The sequence below is a fragment of the Amycolatopsis palatopharyngis genome (assembly GCF_003385185.1).
Lineage (GTDB): Bacteria > Actinomycetota > Actinomycetes > Mycobacteriales > Pseudonocardiaceae > Amycolatopsis > Amycolatopsis palatopharyngis.
The window spans coordinates 1-25910 of record NZ_PQHZ01000026.1 but is presented as its reverse complement, the minus strand read 5'-3'; the positions used below and the strand labels follow the sequence as shown (position 1 = coordinate 25910).

Annotated in this window: 19 protein-coding genes and 1 riboswitch; of the genes, 14 read left to right on the top strand and 5 right to left on the bottom strand. The window is 68.6% G+C overall.

Annotated features, from left to right (window positions below):
- Positions 1 to 171: 171 nt before the first annotated feature.
- From D0C15_RS19685 to D0C15_RS19670, 4 genes are read right to left on the bottom strand one after another with little or no spacing between them, the layout of a single operon-like run.
- Entirely contained in the window at positions 172 to 1779 is a 1608-nt protein-coding gene (locus D0C15_RS19685; protein WP_116047609.1) for an acyl-CoA carboxylase subunit beta, read from the bottom strand.
- The gene (locus tag D0C15_RS19680; RefSeq protein ID WP_116047771.1) at positions 1776 to 2924 is read right to left on the bottom strand and encodes an acyl-CoA dehydrogenase family protein; all 1149 of its coding nucleotides are present in this window, start codon (positions 2922 to 2924) and stop codon (positions 1776 to 1778) included. The genes D0C15_RS19685 and D0C15_RS19680 overlap by 4 nt, the downstream gene beginning before the upstream one ends.
- A gap of 38 nt (positions 2925 to 2962) precedes the next feature.
- Positions 2963 to 4678, bottom strand: a complete 1716-nt coding sequence (locus D0C15_RS19675; protein ID WP_245976022.1) for an acyclic terpene utilization AtuA family protein — start codon at positions 4676 to 4678, stop codon at positions 2963 to 2965.
- The gene (locus D0C15_RS19670) at positions 4675 to 5466 is read right to left on the bottom strand and encodes a TIGR03084 family metal-binding protein (RefSeq protein WP_116047603.1); all 792 of its coding nucleotides are present in this window, start codon (positions 5464 to 5466) and stop codon (positions 4675 to 4677) included. The genes D0C15_RS19675 and D0C15_RS19670 overlap by 4 nt, the downstream gene beginning before the upstream one ends.
- Positions 5467 to 5610: 144 nt before the next feature.
- Here D0C15_RS19670 and D0C15_RS19665 point away from each other — a divergent pair, with 144 nt between their 5' ends.
- The 14 genes from D0C15_RS19665 (at position 5611) to D0C15_RS19600 (ending at position 24337) form a co-directional block, all read left to right on the top strand.
- A complete protein-coding gene (locus tag D0C15_RS19665) occupies positions 5611 to 6576 on the top strand; it encodes an alpha/beta hydrolase (RefSeq protein ID WP_116047600.1) in 966 nt (321 codons plus the stop codon).
- Between the two features lie 223 nt (positions 6577 to 6799).
- A complete protein-coding gene (locus tag D0C15_RS19660; RefSeq protein ID WP_211323264.1) occupies positions 6800 to 7297 on the top strand; it encodes a hypothetical protein in 498 nt (165 codons plus the stop codon).
- A 69-nt stretch (positions 7298 to 7366) separates the two neighbouring features.
- Positions 7367 to 7894: a hypothetical protein gene (locus D0C15_RS19655; RefSeq protein ID WP_116047597.1), complete on the top strand. Its 528-nt coding sequence runs from the start codon at positions 7367 to 7369 to the stop codon at positions 7892 to 7894.
- Complete coding sequence (locus D0C15_RS19650) at positions 7891 to 9078, top strand: MAB_1171c family putative transporter (RefSeq protein ID WP_116047595.1); 1188 nt, start codon at positions 7891 to 7893, stop codon at positions 9076 to 9078. Before D0C15_RS19655 ends, D0C15_RS19650 begins: the two co-directional genes overlap by 4 nt.
- Entirely contained in the window at positions 9075 to 9866 is a 792-nt protein-coding gene (locus D0C15_RS19645) for a class I SAM-dependent methyltransferase (protein ID WP_116047592.1), read from the top strand. Before D0C15_RS19650 ends, D0C15_RS19645 begins: the two co-directional genes overlap by 4 nt.
- An 85-nt stretch (positions 9867 to 9951) precedes the next feature.
- Positions 9952 to 10821: an enoyl-CoA hydratase-related protein gene (locus D0C15_RS19640; RefSeq protein WP_116047590.1), complete on the top strand. Its 870-nt coding sequence runs from the start codon at positions 9952 to 9954 to the stop codon at positions 10819 to 10821.
- Entirely contained in the window at positions 10818 to 11435 is a 618-nt protein-coding gene (locus D0C15_RS19635; RefSeq protein WP_116047587.1) for an acetoacetate decarboxylase family protein, read from the top strand. Before D0C15_RS19640 ends, D0C15_RS19635 begins: the two co-directional genes overlap by 4 nt.
- Positions 11436 to 11581: 146 nt before the next feature.
- Positions 11582 to 13099: a flavin-containing monooxygenase gene (locus D0C15_RS19630; RefSeq protein ID WP_116047584.1), complete on the top strand. Its 1518-nt coding sequence runs from the start codon at positions 11582 to 11584 to the stop codon at positions 13097 to 13099.
- A gap of 338 nt (positions 13100 to 13437) precedes the next feature.
- Positions 13438 to 16365: a ribonucleoside-diphosphate reductase subunit alpha gene (locus D0C15_RS19625; RefSeq protein ID WP_116047582.1), complete on the top strand. Its 2928-nt coding sequence runs from the start codon at positions 13438 to 13440 to the stop codon at positions 16363 to 16365.
- 49 nt (positions 16366 to 16414) lie between these two features.
- Complete coding sequence (locus D0C15_RS19620; protein WP_116047579.1) at positions 16415 to 17497, top strand: ribonucleotide-diphosphate reductase subunit beta; 1083 nt, start codon at positions 16415 to 16417, stop codon at positions 17495 to 17497.
- Between the two features lie 53 nt (positions 17498 to 17550).
- Positions 17551 to 17785, top strand: a riboswitch (cobalamin riboswitch).
- A 114-nt stretch (positions 17786 to 17899) separates the two neighbouring features.
- Positions 17900 to 20197 carry a 5-methyltetrahydropteroyltriglutamate--homocysteine S-methyltransferase gene (gene metE / locus D0C15_RS19615; RefSeq protein ID WP_425455409.1) on the top strand — a complete coding sequence of 766 codons (2298 nt, stop codon included), beginning with the start codon at positions 17900 to 17902 and terminating at the stop codon, positions 20195 to 20197.
- 80 nt (positions 20198 to 20277) lie between these two features.
- Positions 20278 to 21738 (top strand): cytochrome P450, encoded by a 1461-nt coding sequence (locus D0C15_RS19610; protein WP_116047576.1) that lies wholly within the window; start codon positions 20278 to 20280, stop codon positions 21736 to 21738.
- Between the two features lie 235 nt (positions 21739 to 21973).
- Complete coding sequence (locus D0C15_RS19605) at positions 21974 to 23779, top strand: diguanylate cyclase domain-containing protein (RefSeq protein WP_116047764.1); 1806 nt, start codon at positions 21974 to 21976, stop codon at positions 23777 to 23779.
- A 99-nt stretch (positions 23780 to 23878) separates the two neighbouring features.
- On the top strand, positions 23879 to 24337 hold the full coding sequence (locus D0C15_RS19600; protein WP_116047573.1) for a peroxiredoxin: 459 nt from the start codon (positions 23879 to 23881) through the stop codon (positions 24335 to 24337).
- Positions 24338 to 24377: 40 nt separating this feature from the next.
- Here the strand turns inward: D0C15_RS19600 and D0C15_RS19595 are convergent, their stop codons facing one another.
- Complete coding sequence (locus tag D0C15_RS19595; protein ID WP_116047570.1) at positions 24378 to 25547, bottom strand: LCP family protein; 1170 nt, start codon at positions 25545 to 25547, stop codon at positions 24378 to 24380.
- Positions 25548 to 25910 lie beyond the last annotated feature (363 nt).

Here is a 25910-nt window from a genome sequence, read left to right as displayed (position 1 = left end):
GCTCCTGCTCCTACATCCCTGACTGGAAACGCGCGTCCGTGATCGCGTCGCCAGGGCCGACTCGTCCGGAACCAGTCCGCTCTCGCCGAACGCGGCCCTGCCGCCCCGATAACGGGCCTTCGGCGGGCGCGTTCAGTGGTGGCTTCTCGATCGTTCGCATGGCTTGTGCTCCTACATCCGGAAGACGCCGAAGCCGGTGCCGTCGAAACCGGCGCCGCTGACGGGATTGTTGTGGATGGCCGACAGGCACAGTCCGAGCACGGTGCGCGTGTCCCTCGGGTCGATCACTCCGTCGTCGTAGAGCCGGCCGGACAGGAACATCGGCAGCGATTCGGCCTCGACCTGCCCCTCCACCGCCGCGCGCATGGCGGCGTCGCCGTCCTCGTCGTACTTCTGTCCCCTGCCCTCGGCCGCGGCCCTGGCCACGATCGAGAGCACGCCGGCGAGTTGCTGCGGCCCCATGACCGCGGATTTGGCACTCGGCCAGGCGAACAGGAACCGGGGATCGTAGGCGCGGCCGCACATGCCGTAGTGCCCCGCACCGTAGGAGGCGCCGATGAGCAGCGAGATGTGCGGGACGGTGCTGTTGGACACCGCGTTGATCATCATCGCGCCGTGCTTGATGATGCCGCCCTGCTCGTAGTTCTGCCCGACCATGTATCCGGTGGTGTTGTGCAGGAACAGCAGCGGGGTCCTCGTCTGGTTCGCCAGCTGGATGAACTGCGTCGCCTTCTGCGCTTCCTCGCTGAACAGCACACCCCTCGCGTTGGCCAGCACGCCGATCGGGTAGCCGTGCAGCCTCGCCCAGCCCGTGACGAGGCTGTTGCCGTAGAGCGGTTTGAACTCGTCGAACTCGGAGCCGTCGACGACCCTGGCGAGCACCTCGCGCGGATCGAACGGCACCTTCAGTCCTTCGGGAACGACACCGAGCAGGTCCTCCTCGTCGTACTTCGGTGCGACCGGGGAGGCGGGCTCAGGCCCGTGCTTGCGCCAGTTCAGCCTTGCCACGATCCGCCTGCCAAGGCGAATGGCGTCGGGCTCGTCCTGAGCGAGGTAGTCGGCGAGCCCCGAGGTGCGTGCGTGCATCTCCGCGCCGCCGAGAGACTCGTCGTCGGCCACCTCGCCGGTCGCCATCTTCACCAGCGGCGGACCGCCGAGAAACACCTTCGAACGCTCGGCGATCATCACGACGTGGTCGGACATGCCGGGTACGTACGCCCCACCCGCGGTGGAGTTGCCGAACACCAGCGCGATCGTCGGAATTCCGGCGGCGGACAGCCGGGTGAGGTCCCGGAACAGCCGTCCGCCGGGGATGAAGATCTCCTTCTGCGTCGGCAGGTCCGCGCCACCGGACTCGACCAGGTTGATCACCGGTAGCCGGTTCTCCATCGCGATGTCCGCGGCGCGGAAGATCTTGCGCGTCGTCCAGGGATTGCTCGCGCCGCCGCGCACCGTCGGGTCGTTACCGATGATCATGCATTCGACGCCCTCGACGACGCCGATACCGGTGACCACGCTCGCGCCCACCCGGAAGTCACTGCCCCAGCCCGCCAGCGGCGACAGTTCGAGGAACGGTGCGTCCTCGTCGAGCAGCAACTCGATTCGCTCGCGCACCAACAGCTTTCCGCGTTTGTGGTGCCGCGCCGTGTACTTCTCCCCACCACCCTCGATGGCCTTGGCGTGCTCGGTCTCCAGTTCCGTGAGCTTGGCCAGCATCGCTGTGCGGTTGGCCTCGAACTCTGGTGACTTCGGGTCCACAACGGACTTCAGTGCGGTCATGAGGTGAATCCCAATCGCTTGGCGGCGAGCCCGGCGAGAATCTCGTCGGTGCCTCCACCGATGCCGAGAATGCGCATGTCCCGGTAGTGTCGTTCCACTTCGGCCTCGCGCATGTAGCCAAGACCACCGTGCAACTGCACCGCCTCGTGTACCACCCACTCGCCGGTCTCCACCGCGGTGTTCTTGGCGAAGCATGCCTCGGCGATGACCTCCTCGCCCGCGACGTGGCGCAACGCCACCTGCCGGACGTAGGTCCGCGCGACGTCGATCTTCCTGGCCATCTCGGTCAGCGTGTGCTGCACGAGCTGACGGGAGATCAGCGGCCTGCCGAAGGTCTCGCGCATCCGGCACCAGTCCAGTGTCAGGTCGAGCGCCCGCTGCGCGGTCGCATACGCCTGCACCGCGAGGGAGACCCGTTCGCTGACGAACTGGGTGGCCACCTGGGCGAACCCGCTGTTCTCGGCGCCCACGAGGTTCGCCACCGGCACACGAGCATCTACATAGGACAATTCGGCGGTGTCCGAGCAGTGCCAGCCCATCTTCTCCAGCTTGCGGGAGACCGTGAAGCCCGGCGTGTCCCGCTCGACCACCAGCAGGGAAAGCCCGTGCGCACCGGGGTCGCCGGTACGCACGACGGTGGTGACGAAATCCGCGCGGCAACCTGACGTGATGAACGTCTTGGCGCCGTTGACGACGAAATGGTCGCCGTCGCGGCGGGCGCTGGTCCGCACGGCGGCCACGTCGGATCCGCCGTCCGGTTCGGTGACCGCCAGCGAGCCGATCAGCTCACCGGCCAGCGCCGGGCGTACCCAGCGGTCCACCTGCTCCGGGTCGCCTGCCGCGGCGATGTGCGGCACCGCGATCCCGCAGGTGAACAATGACGCGATGAGCCCGCCGGAACCACCCGCGTAATGGATCTCCTCGGTCGCGATGAGGGCGTCCAGGTAGTCGCCACCCCCGCCGCCGACCTCCTCGGGGAACGCCAGCCCGAGCAGCCCGATCTCCCCGGCCTTGCGGTGCAGCTCGCGCGGCAGCTCACCGGCGCGCTCCCACTCGTCGAGGTTCGGCAGGACGTCGGCCTCCATGAACCGGCGCACCGTCTGCCGCAGCGCGACGCGCTCGGGCGTGGTGAACGGGTCCGCCACAGCGGGTGCCGCTTCGGTCTGGGTCGCAGCGGTCTGGGTCACAGCAGTGCCTCCGGTATGTCCAGGTGACGGGAGCGCAGCCACTCCCCGAGGGCCTTGGCCTGTGGGTCGAACCGGGCCTGGGACGAGACCCCCTCGCCCAGTAGCCCCTCGACCACGAAGTTGAGTGCGCACAGGTTCGGCAGCACATGGCGCCGCACGGTCAGCGCAGCGGTCTCCGGCAGCAGCCGCCGGAACTCCTCGACAGTCAGGGTGTGCACGAGCCAGCGCCAGGCCTGCTCGCCACGCACCCAGACGCCGACGTTCGCGTTGCCACCCTTGTCCCCGCTGCGCGCTCCGGCAACCGACCCGAGTGGCAGCCGGCGAACCGGTCCGCCGGGCAGCGGTGCCGGCAGCGCGGGATCGTCCACCTCGGTCAGTGTCCTCGTCGTGACGGCCGGGGCGATATCCACGCGGGAACCGTCCGGCCGCACGGCGACGTGCGGCACCTCGGTGGCGTCCACATAGGCGGCGGTGTAAACGCCGTACGGAGACGCCTCCGAGGGAGGCGCGGTGACGTGGAAGCCCGGGTAGCTCGCCAATGCCAGCTCGATCGCCGCACCACTGAAGGCTCTGCCCGCCACCTTCTGGTCGTGGTCCTTGACCGCGCAGTGCAGCAGCGCGCTGGCCCGCTGCTCCGTGTCGGCATCGGGATGGTCGGTTCTGGCCAGCGTCCACCTGACCTCGGCTGGGGGATTCTTTTCGAGGGCAGCGTCCAGCTCGGTACGCACCCACTCGGCCTTGCGTTCGATGTCCAGTCCGGTCAGGACGAAAGTGACCTCGTTGCGCCAGCCGCCGAGGGCGTTCAGGCACACCTTCAGTTCCGGCGGTGGCGGCTCCCCGGTCACACCGGAGATCCGCACCCTGTCCGCGCCGTCCTGCTCAAGCGCGAGGGTGTCGAACCGCGAGGTGACATCCGGCCCCGCGTAGCGGGCTCCGGTGATCTCGTACAGCAGCTGCGCGGTGACGGTGCCCGTGTTGACGACACCACCCGTCCCGGGATGCTTGGTGATCACGCTGGAACCGTCCGCGTGGATCTCGGCGAGCGGGAATCCCGGCAGGCCGATCCCGTCGTGCTCGGTGAAGAAGGCGTAGTTGCCCCCGGTGGCCTGCGTTCCGCATTCGATGACGTGCCCCGCGACCACCGCGCCGGCCAGCGCGTCGTAGTCCTGTGCCGACCAGCCGAAGTGCGCCGCGGCGGGGCCGACGATCACCGAGGCGTCGGTGACGCGGCCGGTGACCACGACGTCGGCACCCGCGCGCAGGCAGTCGGCGATGCCCCAAGCGCCGAGGTAGGCGTTCGCGGTCAGTGGTGTACCGAGCCCGAGTTCGCCCGCCCTGTTCAGCAGATCGTCCCCCTCGACGTGCGCGACCGCGACATCGAGGCCGAGCTTCGCGGCCACTTCGCGCAGCGCGTCGGCGAGTCCCCGCGGATTGAGCCCGCCCGCGTTGGCCACGATCTTGACGCCCTTGTCCATGGCGAGGCCGAGGTTCTCCTCCAGCTGCCGGAGAAACGTCTTGGCATACCCACGGTCCGGGTTCTTCATCCGGTCGCGGCCGAGGATCAACATCGTCAACTCGGCCAGGTAGTCACCGGTGAGGACGTCGAGTGGTCCGCCGGTGAGCATCTCGCGGACGGCGGAGAACCGGTCTCCGTAGAAGCCGGACGCGTTCCCGATCCGAATCGGATCCGGCGGTGACGGCAGCGCGGTCACGAGAACTGCCCTGCTTTCCTGCCGCCGCCGGGTGGTCCGGCGAAGGCCTGCGCGATACCGAGCCATTCCCGCGCGGATTCGCCATCGGCGACGAGGTCGGTGTCGTCGAGGTGTCTGCGCTGGGTGACGAGGAGGCAGAAGTCGAGAGCGCTGCCGGTCACCCGGTTCACGGCGTCCTCCGGGCCGAAGGTCCAGCTGTCACCGCCAGGTGCCGACAACTCGATCCGGAACTCCTCGCCAGGTGGCGCCAGCGAGTTCGCGAGAAAGGCGAAGTCCCTGGTTCGCACCCCGATCCGGGCCACGTGCCACAACCGGTCGGCGGGACGGCGGGTGACACCGAGCGCGTCGGCGATGTCCTGGCCGTGCGCCCACGTCTCCATGATCCGCGCGGTGGCCATCGACGCGGCGCTCATCGGCGGCCCGAACCACGGCAGCTTCGTGCCGGGTGGCACCTCGGCCAGCGCATCGGCCAGCTCGGTGCGCCCCTGCCGCCAGCTCCGCATCAGTTCGTCGCGGGGCAGGCTCGCCCAGTCGCCGGCCACCTCATCCACAAAGGACGAACCATGGGCGACCAGCCGCTCGAGCACGGTGGCGAATTCCTCAGGGGAACGGACCGCGATCAGCGACTGCGCGTCCGTCCATGCGAGATGTCCCACCTGATGGGCGATCGTCCAGCCCTCGGCGGGCGTCTGCTGCCGCCACTGCGCTTCCGAGAGACCGGCCACGAGGTCGTCGACCTCCCGGCCCTGGGCCGCGAGGTCGTCCAGAATCGCGCCGAGGTCCGCCACGGCCACCTCCTCGAGTCGTCGGAGGCCAGACTGGCACCAGCCCCAACAAAAAGCAAGCTCGCATGATTGTTTTTGTCAGCCAGGGATACCGCCGGTCTTCGAACTCGGATACCGTAGGTTTCCGGACGACCCTGAGGAGGTCCGATGGCGACGACCGCCGCGACCGAACGTTGGCCGGAGTCCGGGGAATCCGGGGCGCCCAGCCCGCAAAGTGTGCGTCTGCGGCAGATGTTCGCCGCGCGCGTCCGCCCGCTCGCCGATCGCAGCTCACCGAGGGGATACCAGTTGCGGGCACTGCGGCGGACCGCGGACAGTGCCGGACTGAGCAGGCTGCCCAGGGGAGCCCGCGCCTGGGCAGCCCGGTACGGCGATATCCGCGGGGTCTGGTTGCGGGCGGCATCCGCGCGCGCCACCAACGGAGCCCTGCTGTACCTGCACGGTGGCGGATTCGTGTTCGGCTCACCCCGGTCCCACCGTCTGCTCGCATACCGGCTGTCGGCGGCAGCGAACCTTCCGGTGTTCCTGCTGGACTACCGGCGCGCTCCCGAACACCCCTTCCCCGCCGCTGCCGACGACGCACTCGCGGCATATCGAACGCTGCTGGACAAGGGTTTCGCGCCGGAGCGGATCACCGTCGCGGGAGATTCCGCGGGCGGACAGCTGGCGGCGGGCCTGCTCGCCGACATCGGCCGCGCCGGACTCCCACAACCCGCTCGCGCGTTGTTGCTCTCCCCGTGGCTCGACTTCGACCTGGCCGAGATCAGGCGCAGGGATCTCGAGCACCGTGATCCATTCGTCCCACCTGCCTATGTGGAGAAGTGCCGGCAGGCCTACACCGCGGGCGCCGATCCGGCGGACGTACGGCTGAACGTGCTGGCCGCGGACAAGACCGGATGGCCGCCGCTACTCATCCAGGTCGGCGGGACGGAATGTCTGCTCGGGGACTCCGAACGGCTGGCCGACTCGGTGACGGCCTGCGGCGGCTCCGCGGAGCTCCAGGTATGGCCGGGGCAGATCCACGTGTTCCAGGCGTTCGCCGACTTCGTGCCGGAGGGCAGGGCGGCGGTGCGCTCGGCCGGTATGTTCCTGCGGGCAGCCGCCGCGCGGTAGGCGGTAGGCGGTAGGAGGAGGCGCCGAGCAGCCCCCAGGCCCCCTCGGCGCCCCACCCGCTACAGCGGACAATCCGCCTCCAGACCATACGCCAGCCAGGCCGCAAGTTGTCAACTACGGCGGACTGATCGACAATGTTCGCAGACGATGTGACCGCCATAGCGGACAGCTTCTCGGACGACCGCTCCGGGTGCTCATCGTCCATGGGGACGGAGGCCAGGCCATGTCAGTGACCTCGAACGACGCGGGTGGGGCGCTCGGCGACGCAGGCGACCGCGACGTGGCGGGCCCGCTCGCCGGCAAACTAAACCATCTGATCGAGACGCTCTACCCGGACAAACGCTCGCGTCCCGGCTTCGCGAAGCTGGCCGCGCAGATCGGCGACCAGACCGGTGAGACGATCTCGAGCACCTACCTGTGGGAATTGGCCACGGGCCGGAAACGCAACCTGACGCAGGGCACCCTCGCGACCCTGGCCGAGTTCTTCGGGGTGCCGGCCGACTACTTCCTCGACGACGCGGTGGCCGCACGCGTGGACAGCCAGTTGCAACTGGCGTTGGCCCTGCGGAACCAGAAAGTGCGATCCATCGCGTTGCGTGCGGAGGGGCTCTCGGACGATACGCTGAACTCGATCCTCACGATGCTCAACCAGGCGCGCAAGATCGAGCGGCTCGAACCACTCGGGGAGAACGCGACGGAGGCATCGGGGGCGGAAGGCTAGATGGGCCACAGGGCGGTCTCGCCACCCGGCTCGTTCCGGAGATGCCCGACAGGAGGTAGTGCCGCGCACATGACCAGCAGAGGCAGCTACAGAAGGTGCCAGGAGCTCGTCTCGCGGCTCACGCTGCCGAGCCCGTTCTCGGTGGATGCCCTGGTGGGCGCGGTGGCCGAACAGCGGGGCAGGCCGATTCACCTGCACACGCTCGCGCCTGGCTGCACGATCAACGCCTGCGGCCTGTGGATCAGCACGGACACCCATGACGACATCTACGTGGAGGAGAACACGACCCGGTTCCACCGGGACCACATCGTGCTCCACGAGATCGGGCACATGCTCTGCGGACACACCGACAACAACGACACCGCCGAGTCCGGGGCAATCGATCGCCAGGAGCTGTCGCGGTTCCTGCCCGATCTCGACCCCGGCCTGATCGAGCGCCTGCTGGCCCGTACCAGCTACACCACAGAAGAGGAGCGGGAGGCCGAACTCGTCGCCAGCCTGATCCGCACTTCGGCACGGGCACAGCAGTCCACCCACCCGGCCGGCGTGCTCGGTGAACTCGAGGCCGCACTGGGAATCCGGGGCGAGGGCGAATGACCATGGCAGCCGTCTACAGCTTCGGCTCGGACTTCATGCTCGTGGGGGCGCTCCTGCTCTGGCTGGTGATCCTCCTGCGCGCGCCGGTCGCCCTGCGGTCCACCCAGCAACGCAGGCTCCTGCTGGCCGCGACCGGGATCGCGGGTTCGGTCACCGTCTACCTCGATCCCGTCACGGCCGCGCTGAACTCGACGTTCGTCTTCGCCAACAGTTGCGGGCTGTTCATGAACATCTGGGGAGTGGCGAGTTCCGCCTTCATCCTGGACTTCGTTCTGGCCGCCCTCGACCGGCGACGGCCGTGGCTGGTGTACGGCTGGGCCGCGGGGGTGAGTGTCACGCTCATCGCCCTCAACGCCACGATCTCCCCGCACGCGGGGTGTGTGAGTACCGTGCAAGCCGAGTGGTACAGCCCGTTCTGGTGGCTGCTGTCCGCCGCGCACGTGGTCGCGGTCGTGCCCTGCGCGATGCTCTGTGCGCGGTACGCCTACCGGGCACAGTCCGCTCCGACGCTGCGGACCGGACTCGCGCTGCTGGCCGCCGGTTTCGCCTCGTCCGCGGTCTTCTGGGGCCCGGTGGTGCTCGGCGTCCTGCTGTTGCGTCCGATGTGGCTGGTGGCGCTGTTCCCGCTGAACATCGGCCTGACGACCTGGTTGATCGCCGCGGGAATCGCCCTGCCGCTGGTGCTCGAGCTCCGGCAGCTGGCCGCGAAGCTGCGCTCACTGCATGGCCTGGACCCGCTGTGGCGGGAGCTGGTCGCCGCCGCGCCGGGCGTCCGGCTGCCGGAACCGGGCATGCGCCGCTGGTCGACCGACCTGCGCCTCTACCGCCGGGTGATCGAGATCCGCGACGCCATCCTCATCCTGCGTGACTACGTGAGCACGGAGACCGTCACCCGGGCCAGGGAGCACGCGCTGGCCCGCGGGGTACAACCGGACACCGTCGAGGCGACAGCGACCGCCTGCTGGCTCACCGTCGCCCTCGCGGCCAAGGCGCGCGGCGTGACGCCGGAACCGGCCGAACCCGATCCCGAGGGCCGCAGACTCGGCCCAGGCGACGACCTCTCCGGCGAGGTCGACTTCCTCCGGTCGGTTTCCTCGGCGAGAACCTCAGCCGTGGTCGCCACGTTCTCCCCCGCCCGTTCCGCCGAGGACGATTCCCGCCCCCGCAAGGAAGGACATCGATGACCGCCGAGGAACCGGCACACACCTCCTACCGGAGCGGCGTACTGAGCAAGGACTCCCCTACGGAACAGGCCAGGCTGAACTCGATCCAGTCGAGCGTCGACGTGTTCAGCACCGGGATCCTGGCCGCCCTCGGCGTCCGGCCCTCCTGGGACTGCCTCGAACTCGGGGCCGGAGCGGGTTCCATCGCGTACTGGCTGGCCGAGCGGTGTCCGGACGGCAGGGTCGTGGCGGCCGACATCGACACGCGATACCTGGACGCGGACGCGGCGGCCAACCTGGAGATCGCCGAACAGGACGTCACCGATCCCGGCTACGCACCGGGCTCGTTCGACCTGGTGCACGCCAGGTACCTCTTCAGTCACCTGCCCGCCCGGGACGAGGTGCTCGCCAGGGCCGCAGGCTGGCTCAAGCCCGGCGGCTGGCTGGTCATCGAGGAGCCCTACCAGCTGCCGGCCGAGACCTCTCCGTTTCCGGTGGTCCGGCGGATCATGGCGGCGTACCGCGACAAGTACGCCGAGCACGGCGCGGACCTCACCTGGGCACGGTCCATTCCGTCCGCACTCGCCGGTGCCGGGCTGACCGAGGTCGACTTCACCGGCAGGCTCGCCTGCATGGGAAACCTCGAACGTGACCGGTGGCGGCCGTTGATCGCACAGGTGAGCCCCGCGCTGATCGAGGAGGGCTCGATCACCCAGGCCGAACTCGACGAGTTCACCGCGCTGCTCGACGACCCGGCGTTCATCGACGTCCCGCAGTTCACCCTCGCGGCTTGGGGACGGCGCGACTGAGGAGACCGTGGAGCTTGTTGGCAGCTTGCCAGTAGTGGGCGGCGTGGCTTAACGTCTGCCTCACCGCGAACACCGGAGGCGACGAGTGAGCGATACGAGTGAGTACAGCGAGATCACCTATGTGGTCGCCGAGCGGGTCGCGACGGTCACGCTCAACCGGCCCGAGGCCCGCAATGGCTACACGGTCACCATGGCCGACGAACTCGCCGCCGCCCTCGACCGGGCCGACGCGGACGCCGATGTGCGCGTCGTCGTCCTCACCGGCGCGGGCAAGGACTTCTCCGTCGGCGCCGACCTTTCTCAGGGCGGATTCGACTTCGACGCCGAGCACGGTCCCGGCGAGCACTGGCAGGAGCCGGCGGGACGCTGCTCCAAGCGGATCTTCCTGATGAACAAGCCGGTCATCGCCGCGATCGCGGGTGCGGCGATCGGCGGCGGCATCACGATCACCCTCTCCGCGGACTACCGGCTCGCCTCGGCCGACGCCCGCTTCGGCTTCGTGTTCGTCCGTCGCGGGATCTATCCCGAGGGTGCCTCGGCGTGGTTCCTGCCCCGGCTCGTCGGGCTCGGTACCGCGATGGACTGGATGATCAGTGGCCGGGTCTTCGACGCCGAGGAGGCGGCCAGGGCGGGCCTGGTCCACAGCCTGCACCCGCGCGAGGAGTTGCTGGACCGGGCCTATGAACTGGCGCGGGAGATCATCGAAAACACCGCACCCGTCTCCGTCGCCGTGACCCGCCAACTGCTTTACCGTATGTCGGCGCTGGACTCGCCGCTGCCGGTGCACGCACTCGACTCCACGTTGATCGGCGGGCTCACCAGTAACTCCGACGCGATCGAGGGGGTCGTCTCGTTCCTGCAGAAACGACCGCCGGAGTGGACACTGCGGGTACCAGAGGACATTCCCGGCCACCTCCCGTGGGCCGATGGGAGCCGGCACGAGGAGAAACCGTGAGCACCGCCGAATACCCGCCGGAACCGTGGCGGCTCGCGGGGCAGGGTTACCTGTCCGTATGGCAGGTGCCGGTCGGCGAGCTACCTCGCCTCCCCGCCGGTGTCCAGCCGATGACGCTGGCGGGCCGGGCGATGGTCACCACGGCCTGGATCGACTACCAGGAACAGGGTCAGCTGGCCTACCACGAACTGCTGGCCGCCATCACTGTCCGCAGTGGACTCCAGCCGACCGCGACCATCACCGAGATCTGGGTCGACAGCGAGGTTTCGCTGGCCGGGGGCAGGCAACTGTGGGGCATCCCGAAGGATCTCGCGGATTTCGACTTCCGGCACGGCCGCGTGTTCACGGCCACGGCGTCGACCGCGCGGGACTGGATCGCCACGGCGGCGTTCACCGTCCGGAGTGGCCCACCGTTCCCGATGCGCGGCTCCTTCACGATCGCCCAGCGGGTCGGCGACTCGATCAAGTACAGCCAGGTCGGTTCACGCGCCCTGCCCCGTGCGGCTGGAGCGAACTGGAACATCAATCCGGACGGCCCGCTCGGTTACCTCGCCGGGCGCCGGCCTTTGCTCAACCTGCACACGCGGGATTTCAGGTTGCGCTTCGGCGGCTGATCCGGCGGTGGCCGCCCGTGGCCGGAAATCTCGATAAGGTGTCCGCGGCCGGGATGGTCCACCCCCACCCCGTGGACCTACTCTCCTGAGACGGATCGCGGACGGGAACGGCCGCGGCGAGCAGGCCCGGCAGGTCGGAGGTATCGATGACCACGCAGTCCCCCACCGAACCCGTCCGTACCACCGCGGTGATCGTCGGTGCCGGATTCGGCGGGATCGCGATGGCGATCGAACTCCGCAGGGCCGGGATCAATGACTTCGTGGTGCTGGAGCAGGCGGCCGACCTCGGTGGCGTCTGGCGGGAGAACACCTACCCCGGCGCGGGTTGCGACGTACCCTCCCCGCTGTACTCCTTCTCGTTCGAACGCAACCTGCGCTGGCCGCGCCGTTACGCGGGGCACCGGGACATCCAGTCCTATCTGGACCGAACCGCCCGCAAGTACGGCGTGGTTCAGCACATCCGCTTCCACAGTGAGGTCAGGGCCGCGACGTTCGACGAGACCACCGCGCGGTGGACGATCCGCACCGCGCAGGGCCAGGAGTACAGCGCGGTCGCGTTCATTCCGGCAGTCGGCCAGCTCTCCAGGCCCGCGCTGCCGAACGTCGCGGGGATCGACCGGTTCCGGGGTCCCGCCTTCCACTCCGCGCGGTGGGACCACGACCAGAGCCTCGCGGGCAAGCGGGTCGCGGTGATCGGCACCGGCGCCAGTGCCATCCAGTTCGTGCCGGAGATCCAGCCCGAGGTCGCCCGTCTCACGGTGTTCCAGCGTTCGGCGCAGTACATCATGCCGAAGCGGGACCACGCCTACACCGCACGGCACCACGCCGCGTTCCGGCGCCTGCCGGTACTGCAGTCCCTCGACCGGCTGTCCTTCTGGCTCTATGCCGAGTTCGCCCAGCAGTGTCTCTCCCGCTGGCGGCGGATCACCCCGGTGTTCCGCCTGCAGGCGATGCGGCACCTGCGCAAGCAGATAACCGATCCCCGGCTGCGCGCCGCACTGACCCCCGATTACGAGCTCGGGTGCAAGCGGGTGCTGTTCAGCAACGACTACCTGCCCGCGATCACCCGGCCCAATGTCGATCTGGTGACCGCACCGGTAACCGAGATCACCGAGAACGGCGTCCTGGCCGCGGACGGCGCGGAGCACCCCGCCGACGTGATCATCTACGGCACCGGGTTCAGCACGAACGATCTGCTCGACTCGGTGGAGGTCACCGGGCGCGCGGGCGCCACCCTGTCCACCGCGTGGGAGAAGGGCGCCAGGGCGTACCTCGGGATCACCGTTCCCCGCTTCCCCAACATGTTCCTGGTGTACGGGCCGAACACCAACCTGGGCGGCAACTCGATCATCCACATGCTCGAGAGCCAGGCCCGCTACATCCGCGACGCCGTCCGCGGGCTCGTCGAACACCCGGGCCGTTATGTCGACGTCCGCGCCGAGAGCGAGCGGCGCTGGGACACCGAGGTCCAGGGTCGCCTCGCCAAATCCGTGTGGACGCGCTGCAGTAGCTGGTACCGCAACACGCACGGGCGGGTGGTGGCCAACTGGCCCGGCCGCACGGCCGAGTACCGTCGCAGGACCCGCCGATTCGACCCCGAGCACTACCACGTCGGAGTGGCCGAGGACCTCGCGTCGATCGGCGATCCGGTGCCGCAGGTGTGATCATTCGGGTACCCGACGGCAGCTGACGGCGGCCGTCAGCGCTGATTCTGTGGCCAGACACACACAGCGACACGCCATCATATTGGGTCCTATGCGGCGAAGAACCACAACATGTAGGCTCTGGACACCGACAGCACGCGGGGCCGGCGACACATCGCCGTCACCCGCGAGCCGGGAGCCAGAACACCTCGTCCGGTGGTGCGTGGGAGTGGGTCGCGCGTCCGTGGGGACGTCGATTCGCCGCGCGAGGTGGTGGTCCCCGGCGCCGGTGACATTCGTGCAGCGAGCATCCCGGTCCCGCCGGGATGCCCATCCGACGCGCCCTTTTGGAGTCAGGCATGTCCTTGGAGACCAGTCAGCGACCGCCGTCCGCCCCGGACACGAGCACCGGATCGGTGCGCGTCATCCGGCGGGACGGCAGCGTGTCACCGTTCGACGCGGGCAAGATCTCGGTGGCGATGACCAAGGCGTTCCTCGCGGTCGAGGGCGATGACGCTTCGGCCTCCTCGCGGGTGCACCACCTGGTCGCCGATCTCACCGCGCAGGTCGAGTCCTCGTTGCTGCGCCACTCGGCAGGTGAGCTGGTCACGCTGCACATCGAGCAGATCCAGGACCAGGTCGAGCTGGCGCTGATGCGCGGCGAGCATCACAAGGTCGCCCGCGCCTACGTCCTGTACCGCGAGGAGCACTCCCGCGCCAGGGCCGCGGAGAAGGCCGCGTCCGGTTCCGGCGAGGCCGAGATCCACGTCCGCGCCGCGGACGGCACGGTTGCCCCGCTGGACTGGGATCGGGTCGCGCACGTGGTCGGCGAGGCCGTCGCCGGACTCGCCGACGTGTCCGCCGATCCGGTGCTGACCGAGACCCGTCGCAACCTCTACGACGGCATCAGCATGGACGAACTGGCGCTGGCGCAGATCATGGCCGCGCGGACGCTGGTCGAGCACGAGCCGAACTACTCCTACGTCAGCGCCCGGCTGCTGCTGGACAAGCTGCGCGCGGAAGCGCTCGGCTACCTGGCGGGCGAGACCCGGCTGGCGAACCAGAGCGAGATGGCGCAGAACTACGGCGACTACTTCCGCGACTACGTGCGCAGGGCCGTCGAGCTGGAGCACCTCGATCCCGAACTGGCCGCGTTCGACCTCGACCGCATCACCGCGGCGATCCGCCCCGAGCGCGACCTTGACTTCGGCTTCCTCGGCCTGCAGACGCTGTACGACCGCTATTTCCTGCACCATGACGGCGTCCGGTTCGAGCTTCCGCAGGCGTTCTTCATGCGCGTCGCGATGGGCCTGGCCATCCGGGAGGACGACCGGGAAGCTCGTGCCATCGAGTTCTACGAGCTGCTGTCCTCGTTCCACTTCATGGCCTCCACCCCCACCCTGTTCAACTCCGGCACCACCCGGCCGCAGCTCTCGTCCTGCTTCCTGACCACAGTGGACGACGATCTGGACTCGATCTTCCAGGCCTACAAGAACAACGCACTGCTCGCGAAGTACTCCGGCGGCCTCGGCAACGACTGGACCCCGGTACGCGGGCTCGGCGCGCACATCAAGGGCACCAACGGCCAGTCGCAGGGCGTCGTGCCGTTCCTGAAGATCGCCAACGACACCGCGGTCGCGGTGAACCAGGGCGGCAAGCGCAAGGGCGCGGCGTGCGCGTACCTGGAGACCTGGCATATCGACATCGAGGAATTCCTCGACCTGCGCAAGAACACCGGCGACGACCGCAGGCGCACCCACGACATGAACACGGCGAACTGGGTGCCCGACGAGTTCCTCCGCAGGGTCGAGGCAGATGCCGACTGGACCCTCTTCTCCCCCAACGAGACACCGGACCTGCACGACCTCTACGGCAACGCCTTCGCCGAGCGGTACCGCGAGTACGAGGCGATGGCCGAGCGCGGCGAGATCAAGGTCGTGCGGACCGTGCGCGCGGTGGACCTCTGGCGGCGCATGCTCACCATGCTGTTCGAGACCGGACACCCGTGGATCACCTTCAAGGACCCGTGCAACCTGCGCTCCCCGCAGCAGCACACCGGGGTCGTGCACTCGTCCAACCTCTGCACCGAGATCACGCTGAACACGAGTACCGAAGAGGTCGCGGTCTGCAACCTCGGCTCGGTCAATCTGCTCAAGCACGTGACCCCGGCCGGACTGGACACCGATCTGCTGGCGCGCACGGTGAAGACCGCGGTGCGGATGCTCGACAACGTGATCGACATCAACTTCTACACGATCCCCGAGGCCCGCAGGTCCAACCTGCGTCACCGCCCGATCGGGCTCGGCCTCATGGGCTTCCAGGACGCCCTGTTCGAGCAGGGCATCGCGCTGGCGAGCGAAGCCGCCGTGGAGTTCGCCGACCGGAGCATGGAGCACATCAGCTTCCACGCGATCTCGGCGTCCGTCCAGCTCGCCGAGGAGCGCGGCCAGTACGCCTCGTTCGAGGGCTCGTTGTGGAGCAAGGGAGTCCTCCCGATCGACTCTCTCGCACTACTCGCCGACGCGCGAAAGGGCGACGCACTCGAGATCGACACGTCGTCCACTCTGGACTGGGAGACTCTGCGCGGGCGCGTGCGGTCCAGCGGGATGCGCAACTCCAACGTCATGGCGATCGCACCCACCGCGACCATTTCCAACATCTGCGGTGTCGGCCAGTCGATCGAACCGCAGTTCCGCAACCTGTTCGTCAAGTCCAACATGTCCGGCGACTTCACCGTGGTGAACCCGCACCTGGTCGCGAGCCTCAAGGCCCGCGGCCTGTGGGACGAGGTGATGGTCTCGGACCTGAAGTACTTCGACGGCAGCCTCGGTGAGATCGACCGGGTGCCCGAGGACATCAAGGCCCTCTACGCCACGGCCTTCGAGATGGACAGCCGGTGGCTGGTGGACGCGGCCTCGCGCAGGCAGAAGTGGATCGACCAGGCGCAGTCGCTCAACCTCTACATCTCCGCGCCGAGTGGGCGGAAGCTGGACGAGCTCTACCGCTACGCCTGGCACAAGGGGCTCAAGACCACGTACTACCTGCGGGCCCAGTCGGCCACGCATGTGGAGAAGAGCACGCTGCGCGGCACCGACGGCAAGCTCAACGCCGTCTCGGCCACCCCGCCACCCGCCCCGGCCGCCGCTCCGGCCGCCGCGCCGAGCCCGGCACCGACGCCGAGCCCCGCGCCGTCGCCCAGTCCCGCGCCGGACGTGGACGTGGACTTCTCCACCACCGACGGGGCGGCCTGCCGCATCGACGACCCCGACTGCGAAGCGTGCCAGTGACGGCTGCGGCTCTCGGACACGCACACTCACGACACCGGAACGGACGCACATGACCAATCTGGAAACACCGAAGTCCCTCGACGCCACCGGCCTCGGCGCCATCGAGCGCGGAGCGCAGCGGGTCAGCGTCGACGACAAGGCGATGATCAACGCCCGCGCCGACGTCAACCAGCTCCTGCCACTGAAGTACGGCTGGGCCTGGGAGAAGTACCTCGCGGGCTGCAACAACCACTGGATGCCGACCGAGGTCGCCATGCAGGCCGACATCGCGCTGTGGAAGTCGGCCGACGGCCTTACCGAGGACGAGCGCCTGATGCTCAAGCGCAACCTCGGCTTCTTCGCCACGGCGGAGTCCCTGGTGGCCAACAACATCGTGCTCGCGGTGTACCGGCACATCACCAACCCCGAATGCAGGCAGTACCTGTTGCGCCAGGCGTTCGAGGAGGCCGTACACACGCACACCTTCCAGTACATCTGTGAAAGCCTCGGCCTGGTCGAGGGCGAGTTGTTCAACATGTACCGCGAGGTGCCCTCGATCGCGGACAAGGACGCGTGGGCACTGAGGTACACGCAGAACCTGGAGAATCCGGAGTTCGAGACCGGCACGATGGAGGCCGACCAGAACTTCCTGCGGGACCTCGTCGCGTTCTACGTGATCTTCGAGGGCATGTGGTTCTACACGGGTTTCGTGCAGATCCTCTCCCTCGGCAGGCGCAACAAGATGGTCGGCATCGCCGAGCAGTACCAGTACATCCTGCGCGACGAGTCGATCCACCTGAACTTCGGTATCGACTGCATCAACCAGATCAAGATCGAGAATCCGCACCTGTGGACGCAGGAGTTCCAGGACGAGGTGCGGGGCATGCTGATCGAGGCCTGCGAGCTCGAGGTCGCCTATGCGCGCGACACCATGCCGCGCGGCATGCTGGGGCTCTCGGCGGCGCTGTGTGAGCAGTACATGCACTTCATCACCGACCGCAGGGCGCAGCAGATCGGCCTCGCACCGATCTTCGGCCAGGAGGAGAACCCCTTCCCCTGGATGTCGGAGGCGATGGATCTGAAGAAGGAGAAGAACTTCTTCGAGACCAGGGTCATCGAGTACCAGTCCGGTGGTGCCCTCGACTGGGACTGAGCACGACCTGTCCCATGCGGTGAGACCGCCGCTACGACAGTCCGTCCGCTGTTACGCTCGGCCACGCCACTGGTTCCACGGTGGCGTGGCCGAGCTGCTTTCACCGTGGAGGCAACAGGGAACCCGGTGTGAATCCGGGACTGCCCCGCAGCGGTATGTGGGAACGAACGCCGTCACCGCGAGCAGCGGTAAAGCACTGGACGCGAATCCGGGAAGCGACGGCCGGTAGGCCGGGCCGGAAAGCCCATGCCCACGAGTCCGAAGACCTGCCCGTGGTGCGCCCGCCGCCGGCCGGCGCGAGTCCGCGCCTCGAGGGTGGGCCGGACGGACACGGGCTTTCCCGCTGTTCGCCTCCGCTGCCCTCGCCCGGACTCTTGTGGACGAGCTCGCGAGGAGAGAGCTGTGAACGATATCGATCGCCTTGGCACCACCATTCTGGGTTATCCGCGGATCGGGCCGGACCGGGAACTCAAACGCGCCATCGAGGCCTACTGGGCGGGCACGCTCGACGAGGCGGAATTGCAACGCACCGGCCACGACCTTCGCGTCGCGGGCTGGCGCTCGCTCGCCGGCGCGGGCTTGGACACCGTCCCGTCCAACACGTTCTCCTACTACGACCAGGTTCTCGACACGGCGACCCTGTTCGGCGCGCTGCCCGCGCGGTTCACCGAACTCGGCCTCTCGCCCACCGACACGTACTTCGCGGCGGCACGGGGCACCGCCGAAGCGCCGGCACTCGAGATGACCAAATGGTTCGACACGAACTACCACTACCTGGTCCCGGAGATCGGGCCGGACACCACGTTCGCCGTACACGGGCGCAAGCCGCTGGAGGAGTACCGCGAGGCCAGGGCGCTCGGCATCGAAACGCGTCCGGTGCTGGTCGGTCCGGTCACCTTCCTGCTGCTGGCCAAGCCGGCCGACGGCGCACCCGCGGGCTACCGGCCACTGGAGCGGCTCGACTCGCTGCTCGCGGCCTACCTCGACCTGCTGGCCACCCTGCACGACGAGGGGGTCCGGTGGGTCCAGCTGGACGAGCCCGCGTTCGCGGCGGACCGAAGCGCCGAGGAACTGGACGCCCTCACATACGCGTACGACGTACTGGGGTCCGCCGCCGCCCGGCCCAGGATCCTGGCGGCGGGCTACTTCGGAGATCTCGGTCCCGCGCTCGGGCGGCTGGCCCGGTCGCCGATCGAGGCGATCGCCGTCGACCTCGTGACCGCTCCATCCGCTGTGGACACCGTCGTCGGCGAACCCTCCCTGCGGGACAAGCAGGTGCTCGCCGGGGTGGTCGACGGGCGCAACATCTGGCGGGTGGACGCCGACCGGGCTCTCGCCGCCGCGGCCACCCTGCTGGGCAGTGCGGCGGAGGTGGGCGTCAGCACCTCCTGCTCACTGCTGCACGTGCCCTACGACGCCGACCGGGAGACCTCCCTCGACCCCCGGATCCGCGGCTGGTTGTCGTTCGCCAGGCAGAAGGTCGACGAGGTCGTCCTCATCGGACGCGCGCTGCACTCCGGTACCGGTGTGGTGGCGGCAGAACTCGAGGCCGCTCGCGCGGCCGTACGGGACCGTGCGAACGCACCGGCGCTGCGCGACCCGGCCGTACGGGACCGGCTGACCAGGGTACGGCCGGAGGACTCCCGGCGGGCGGATCACCGCACCAGGGTCGCGGCACAGCAGGAGGAACTCGCGCTGCCGCCGCTGCCGAGCACCACAATCGGTTCGTTCCCGCAGACCGCCGACATTCGCCGGGCTCGTGCCGCGCATCGGGCGGGCCGCCTCGACAGCGCGGCCTACGAGGCGGCGATGCGCGACGAGATCGAGCGGGTGATCCGGCTGCAGGAGGACCTCGGGCTCGACGTCCTGGTGCACGGCGAACCCGAACGCAACGACATGGTGCAGTACTTCGCCGAGCAGTTGCGGGGTTTCGCCGCGACCGAGCACGGGTGGGTGCAGTCCTACGGTTCCCGGTGTGTGCGGCCGCCGATCCTCTACGGCGACGTCGCCCGTCCGGCGCCGATGACCGTCCGGTGGGCGCGTTACGCGCAATCCCTCACGGCCAAGCCGGTGAAGGGAATGCTGACCGGGCCGGTCACCATTCTCGCCTGGTCGTTCGTCCGCGACGATCAGCCGCTCGGGGACACGGCAAGGCAGGTCGCACTGGCCATCCGCGACGAGGTGCACGACCTGGAGGCGGCCGGCATCCGGATCATCCAGGTCGACGAGCCCGCGCTGCGCGAACTGCTGCCGTTGCACGCGGCCGAGCACGCGGAGTACCTCGACTGGGCGGTGGCGGCCTTCCGGCTCGCCACGGCCGGTATCGCCGACTCGACCCAGATCCACACGCATATGTGCTACTCGGAGTTCGGCGACATCCTGCCCGCGATCGAGGCCATCGACGCCGACGTCACCAGTATCGAGGCCGCCCGGTCCCGCATGGAGGTCCTGGGCGACCTCGAACGGGCCGGCTTCGGCAGGGGTGTCGGGCCCGGTGTCTACGACATCCACTCACCCCGGGTGCCCGATGTGCGCGAGATGACCGGTCTGCTGCGCACCGCACTGCGGGCGGTGCCCGCCCAGCGTGTGTGGGTCAACCCCGACTGTGGGCTCAAGACCAGGGGTTATGCCGAGATCGAGCCCGCACTGCGCAACCTGGTGGCGGCCGCGCACGAGGTCAGGACCCAACAGCACCACTGATGGTGGACACCCTCTTGTCACTTTGCCAATAGTGCGGGACGGTAAGAGCGGGTACTGCTCTCGACGAGGAGAGGACCGCCATGACGACCGCCGTCGGCAAGATGACCGGAGCGCTGCGTGAGCGCATGCCGCCACTGACCGCGATCCCGCTGCCCCGGGCGGTGGACCAGCGACTGCTCGACAAGCGGTGGCCGGTCCGTGAACTGGCCGCACCGCCCGAGGGCAGCGGGCTCAAGCCAGTGCTGGGAGATGCGGGCGCACCGCTGATCGGTCACTCCCTCGACTTCATGCGCTTCGGCGTGGAGTACGCACTGCGGCGCTACGACGACTACGGACCCGTTTCCTGGATGGGCGCCTTCGGCAAGCGGATCGTCACCCTCTCGGGCCCAGACGCCACCCAGATCGCGCTGGTCAACAAGGACAAGGCGTTCTCACAGGCAGGCTGGGAGTTCTTCATCGAGAAGTTCTTCCACCGCGGGCTGATGCTGCTGGACTTCGGCGAGCACCACATGCACCGCCGGATCATGCAGCAGGCGTTCAGCCGAGACCGGCTCAACGGTTACGTGGACCAGATGGGCCCAGCCTTGCGTTCGGGTGTCGCCGCATGGTCCGGGCGGCAGAACCCCCGGCTGTACTGGTCACTCAAGCAGCTCACCCTGGACGTCGCGACACGTGTCTTCATGGGTATGCCGGGAGACGGCGACAGTGCCGAGGCCGCACGGATCAACCGCGCCTTCGTGAACTCGGTCCGGGCGGGTACGGCCATCGTGCGGTACCCGGTGCCCGGCGGCCGCTGGTCCGCGGGCCTGGCCGGACGCAGGCTGCTGGAGAACTACTTCGCAGGCAACCTCCCGGCCAAGCGTGCCGGAGGCGGCGACGATCTGTTCGCCGCCCTGTGTGCTGCGTCCACCGAGGACGGTGAGCGGTTCGACGACGCCGACGTCGTCAACCACATGATCTTCCTGATGATGGCCGCACACGACACAAGCACGATCACCAGCACCGCCGTGGCCTACTACCTGGCCAAGCATCCGGAGTGGCAGGAACGGGCCCGCGCGGAGTCGCTGGCACTCGGCGACGACATCCCGGACATGGCGGCCCTCGAGCAACTGCACACGCTCGACCTGGTGATCAAGGAGGCCCTGCGACTGGTGGCACCCGTGCCCACCATGGCCCGCAAGACCGTACGCGACACCGAGGTACTCGGGCACTTCCTGCCGGAGGGCACCCTCGTCGGCGTCTCCCCCACCGCCAACCATTTCCTGCCCGAGTACTGGACCGACCCGCACAGTTTCGACCCGGAACGGTTCTCGGCACAGCGCAGGGAGGACAAGTCCCATCGCTTCGCGTGGATGCCGTTCGGCGGTGGCGCGCACAAGTGCATCGGCCTGCATTTCGGCACACTGGAAGTCAAGGCGCTCCTGCACGAGATGCTGCGGGCGTTCCGGTGGACCGTGCCGGAGAACTACCAGGTGCGCTGGGACTACGTATCGCTGCCGGTTCCGGTGGACGGTTTACCGGTTCGGCTCAGTCCTCGGTGATCGCGACCCTGAACCGGCGGAGGGCGAGAACACGGAGAGTGCTCACAATTGCACAGATGATCACTCTTTCAGCCGGTAGACACAGAGGGTAATGCGTGATGCCGTTGCAGGGCTCTCGGCTGGCTCGGACCCGTTGCCCGACGGGAAACTCGCATCCGCGGGCTGAGCTGGCCTTCGCTCTGGCGTGAAGAGGTGGACTGTGCCTGAACCTGGTGCGGAACCAGGGTTGGTGGAGATCGCCCAGCGGTGGGCGAACACACTGGCGGACACTAAAGGAGTATCGCTTCCCTCGAAAGATCTGGAATCGATACTGCTTGAGGTAGCCCGCGACGTCCACGAGCGCTACGAACGGGTGCGCGACGCGGCCGTGCTGCGATTCACCGCCCTGTACTCGACGTCACCGATCGGCATCGCCCTCGCGGACCCCGGCGGCGCGATCGTGGAGACGAATCCGGCGCTCCTGCGGACTCTCGGCCGGAAGGCCGACACCTTGCGTGGCGTGGCGATTCCCGAACTCGGTGCGGCAGGACGCGACGCCGAGTCCCTGCGCGACGGCGTGGCGGATCTGGCCGAACACGAGGTGTCCCGCTACCGGGAGCGGATGCAACTGAAGCACACCGATGGTCCACTGTGGACACACGTGACGATCGTCCGCCTGCCGGGTGACGGCGAGGGCACCGTCTTTCCCGTGCTGATGATCGAGGACGTCAACGAGGTCCACCTGCTGCAGAAGACCCTGCGGCACCAGAACCTGCACGACCCGCTCACCGGGCTGCCCAACGCCTCCCGGTTCGACGCGAAACTGGAGACCACGCTTTCGCTCGGCGCCGATGAACAGATCGGCCTGGTGTACCTCGACATCGACGGCTTCAAGGTGATCAACGACGGCCTCGGCGCCGGCGTCGGTGATCAGGTCCTGCGCAAGGTGGCCGGCAAGCTGGCCTCGGTGTTCACCCAGCACGACGCCTTCGTCGCCCGGCTCACCGGCGACGGGTTCGCCGTGCTGATGCACGGCCACTTCGCGCCGACCGACGTCATCGCCATGGTCGAGGAGGCCCTCGAGGAACTCGGCGAACCCATCTACCTGGACGGCAAGGGCATCGGGGTCAGCGCGAGCGCGGGAATCGTGGTCAAGCCGTCCTCGGACGCCAGGGGCGAACTGCTGCGGGCCGCGGAGATCGCGCTGCACCGCGCCAAGGAGGCGGGCAAGGCGCAGTGGATGCTGTTCGACCCGGAGCTCGACGCGCGGGATCGCAGCCGGTACCGGCTCGGTGCGGTGATCGCGGGCGCGCTGGAGAACGGCGAGTTCTCCCTCATCTACCAGCCCACCGTGAAGCTGAACGAGCCGAACCGGATCGCCGCGGTCAACGCGGGTCTGCGGTGGAACCATCCGGAGATGGGCGAGCTCGACTCGGACGAGTTCTACCCACTGGCCGCGACCACCGGGATGACCATCCCGCTCGGCAAGTGGCTGCTCACCGAATCACTCGCCGCGACGGCTCGCTGGCGGGAACGTTTCGGTGACGCGGCCCCGGACGTATGCGTACGGTTGCCGAACCGCCTCGCGATCGATCCGGACCTCGTACTGCTGGTCAAGGAGCAGCTGGACCGCAACCAGTTGCCGGGCAAGGCGCTACGGCTGTGTACCGACGGCGCCTCGATCCTCGACCCGCGCGGCGAGGTCGTCGACTCGCTCGCGGTACTCGCCGAACTCGGCGCGACGCTAGTGCTGACCGTCACCGGAACCGCGGATCTGGAGCTGATCACCTCACACCGGCTGCCGGTCCAGCACATCATCCTGAGCGGCCACGTCGTCGACTCCCTCGCGAAGGGAGATGACGAGGTGGCCACCCGGCATCTACGCCACCTGATCGCCCGTGGCCGCGAGCTGGGCCTGCGGATCGGCGCCGAGGGCGTGTGCAGCGACGAGCACGCCGACCGGCTGCGACAACTCGGGGTGATCGCGGCCCGCGGGGCGTTCGTCGCCGAATCGGCTACCGGCGACGACATCGACGAGCTGATCGAGCGGCACGCGAGCTGACCCCGGTCCGGCCGGCGAGGAGCAAGCCGGGTGCGTCGCCGCTCCGAATAGCAGGCACGATGGGCCGCAGGCTCCGCTGGTTACGGAAAGGACGCATCCATGAAGCAGGGTGACCTCGCGGGAGACTTCACGCTCCCCGACGAGAAGGGGCAGCAGCGGTCGCTGACGGAGTTCCTCGAGACCGGCCCGGTGGTGCTGTTCTTCTACCCGGCCGCCATGACCTCCGGCTGCACCGCCGAGAGCTGCCACTTCCGGGATCTGGCCACGGAGTTCGCCGAGGTCGGCGCCCACCGGATCGGCATCAGCCCGGACGCGGTGGACAAGCAGGAACAGTTCGCGAACACCCACGGCTTCGACTTTCCGCTGCTGTCCGATCCAGCCGGTGAGGTGGCCACCGCGTTCGGCGTGCGGCGCAAGTTCGGCCCGCTGCTCACCCGCAGGCACACGTTCGTCATCGACACCGACCGCCGGGTGCTCGAAGTCATCAAGAGCGAGCTACGCATGGGCGTGCACGCGGACAAGGCGCTGGACATCCTGCGCTCCCGCAAGGCGGCCTGACCGCCAGGCGGCACTCTCCGCGGAAAGTGCCGCCTACCGGTCAGTTGACGATGACGCTGTCTGGCACTGGCTTGTCGGTGCGCAGCGCGTCGAAGAGCTGCTCACTCTTCTGTTCGTCCCAGTTCACCGCCGACGACGACGTCACCGGCACGGTCGTGGTCACGACCCCGCCCGAGGAGATGCCACGCATGGCGAGGGCGAGTCCGACCAGGTGGTGCAGATGGTCACCGGAATCCATGGTCAGGGCGTCCGGTGCCGCGGAGAGCAACGGGAACAGGTGGAACGGGTTGAGCAGCGTTGCGGGGCTGGCCATCTCGCTCACCATCGCGCCGATGAACTTGCGCTGGTTGGCCACGCGGTCGAGGTCCGAGCGAGGGGTCGCCTCGCTGTAGCGCATGCGGACGAAGCCGAGCGCCTGTGCGCCGTCGAGTTCCTGCGTTCCCGCCGGGATGACCACGCCGGTCTTGGTGTCGCGCATCTCCTCGGGGATGTCCATCTCCACCCCGCCGATCGCGTCCACGACGTTGGCGAAACCGCCGAAGCCGATCTCGGCGTAGTGGTCGATGCGCAGGCCCGTGGCCTGCTCGACGGTCTGCGCCAGCAAGGGGGCGCCGCCGAAGGAGAAGGCGGCGTTGATCTTGTTCGTGCCGTGTCCCGGGATGGCCACCTGCGAGTCCCTCGGCAGGCTGAGCAGGGTCGGCGCGGTGTCGTTGTCCGGGACGTGCGCGACCATGATGGTGTCGGTGCGCTGCCCGCCGGTGTTCCCCGTGGCCAGCCGCTCCTCCTCCTCGGGGGTGAGCCCCTCACGGGAGTCGGATCCGACGATCAACCAGTTCGTGCCCTCGCCCGCGGCCGGCTTGCCGTCGTAGTCCGGCAGTGCGTCGATGCGGTTGATCGAGAACTCCAGGTACACCCAGGTCGCGCCGAGGAAAAGCACGATCACGCCGAGCAGCGCCGTGAGTACCCGGCCGGGCCCCCATCGCCTGCGCTTGGGCGGACGGGGCGGCGGGCCACCCTGGGGCCTTCGCGGTGGCCGCTGTCCCGGCGGCGGCCCCTGGCGGGATGAGCGCTGTCCCTGCTGCGGGCGTCGCGCCTGCTCCCTGCCGGGGATCGGCATCATCTGGGCCGACTGGTGCTGCCGTGGGCCGCGCGGCGGCTGACGGGGCCCCGTGGGTGGCCGGCGCCCGCCATAGTCTCCGCCGTAGGTCATTGCCCGTCCCATCGTCTCGGTGCCGGATGCGGTGTCCACTAAACCGCACTCTCTGCACGATCAGACGTCCGACACCCCCTCTGGGTTGTGCGCCGCCCACTCCGGTGACCGTCAGCACACCCCCAGCCTCACCCCTTGGTAGGCCTGCAAGTACGCCCAAGCAAGATCATCACGGTCGTAAACCGCTACCAAGCGTGCCGGGGTGAGCACGCAGTTGGTAGCGGTTAGCGACGCTTTCGATCTCTTGGGGTCAGTGGGTGGTTGCAACGCCTTGTGATGAGGAGTTGTGATGGGTGGGAAGCGGCCTGGGCGGGCTCGGTGTGTGCGGGTGTTGTTTTGGGAGGGTGTCCGGCGGGGGTTGTC

What these genes read in the sequence shown, in the direction of transcription:
- D0C15_RS19610 (WP_116047576.1), top strand. Translation starts at nt 20,278, where the DNA reads ATGACGACCGCCGTCGGCAAGATGACCGGAGCGCTGCGTGAGCGCATG.
- D0C15_RS19595 (WP_116047570.1), bottom strand. Translation starts at nt 25,547, where the DNA reads ATGACCTACGGCGGAGACTATGGCGGGCGCCGGCCACCCACGGGGCCC.
- D0C15_RS19620 (WP_116047579.1), top strand. Translation starts at nt 16,415, where the DNA reads ATGACCAATCTGGAAACACCGAAGTCCCTCGACGCCACCGGCCTCGGC.
- D0C15_RS19665 (WP_116047600.1), top strand. Translation starts at nt 5,611, where the DNA reads ATGGCGACGACCGCCGCGACCGAACGTTGGCCGGAGTCCGGGGAATCC.
- D0C15_RS19625 (WP_116047582.1), top strand. Translation starts at nt 13,438, where the DNA reads ATGTCCTTGGAGACCAGTCAGCGACCGCCGTCCGCCCCGGACACGAGC.
- D0C15_RS19600 (WP_116047573.1), top strand. Translation starts at nt 23,879, where the DNA reads ATGAAGCAGGGTGACCTCGCGGGAGACTTCACGCTCCCCGACGAGAAG.
- D0C15_RS19650 (WP_116047595.1), top strand. Translation starts at nt 7,891, where the DNA reads ATGACCATGGCAGCCGTCTACAGCTTCGGCTCGGACTTCATGCTCGTG.
- D0C15_RS19630 (WP_116047584.1), top strand. Translation starts at nt 11,582, where the DNA reads ATGACCACGCAGTCCCCCACCGAACCCGTCCGTACCACCGCGGTGATC.
- D0C15_RS19660 (WP_211323264.1), top strand. Translation starts at nt 6,800, where the DNA reads ATGTCAGTGACCTCGAACGACGCGGGTGGGGCGCTCGGCGACGCAGGC.
- D0C15_RS19655 (WP_116047597.1), top strand. Translation starts at nt 7,367, where the DNA reads ATGACCAGCAGAGGCAGCTACAGAAGGTGCCAGGAGCTCGTCTCGCGG.
- D0C15_RS19645 (WP_116047592.1), top strand. Translation starts at nt 9,075, where the DNA reads ATGACCGCCGAGGAACCGGCACACACCTCCTACCGGAGCGGCGTACTG.
- D0C15_RS19685 (WP_116047609.1), bottom strand. Translation starts at nt 1,779, where the DNA reads ATGACCGCACTGAAGTCCGTTGTGGACCCGAAGTCACCAGAGTTCGAG.